Here is a 467-nt window from a genome sequence, read left to right as displayed (position 1 = left end):
ACTCTAGACCGTCCCCGATAACGCCCCCAGGCGTAGAGGAACCCCGCCGCGAACCCCGCCACATGCGCCAGATATGCCACCCCCGGCCCCGCGTCCGCCGCCTGGGCCGCCGCCCACTGGAGCCCGAACCAGAAGACCAGCACGATCCAGGCGGGGAAACGCAGCGGCAGAAAGAAGAGGAACGGGAACAGGCTGGTCACCCTGGCCCGGGGGAAGAGGTAAAGGAAGGCGCCGAGTACGGCCGAGATCGCCCCCGAGGCGCCGACCAGCGTCTGTTCCGAGTCCGCGTGCACCGCCGCGTAGCAGACGAGGGCCAGATAGCCGCACCCCACGTAGAAGAGGGCGAAGTGCGCCCGACCCATGCGTTCCTCGGCCATCGCCCCGAACACGTACAGGAAGAGCAGGTTGCCCAGCAGGTGCAGCCAGCTGCCGTGCACGAACAGCGCGGTGAACGGGGTGAGCAGGGC

At 69.0% G+C, this 467-nt stretch carries 1 protein-coding gene; it reads right to left on the bottom strand.

Features of this window, described 5'->3' with window-relative positions; genetic code table 11:
* The coding region (locus tag RNB18_RS51550) for a rhomboid family intramembrane serine protease (protein ID WP_311721002.1) at nucleotides 1-467 on the bottom strand (467 nt) is incomplete at both ends.

Source organism: Streptomyces doebereineriae, assembly GCF_031845645.1.
Lineage (GTDB): Bacteria > Actinomycetota > Actinomycetes > Streptomycetales > Streptomycetaceae > Streptomyces > Streptomyces canus.
Note: the sequence above shows the minus strand (reverse complement) of the source record. Positions and strands in the feature narration are given on the sequence as shown.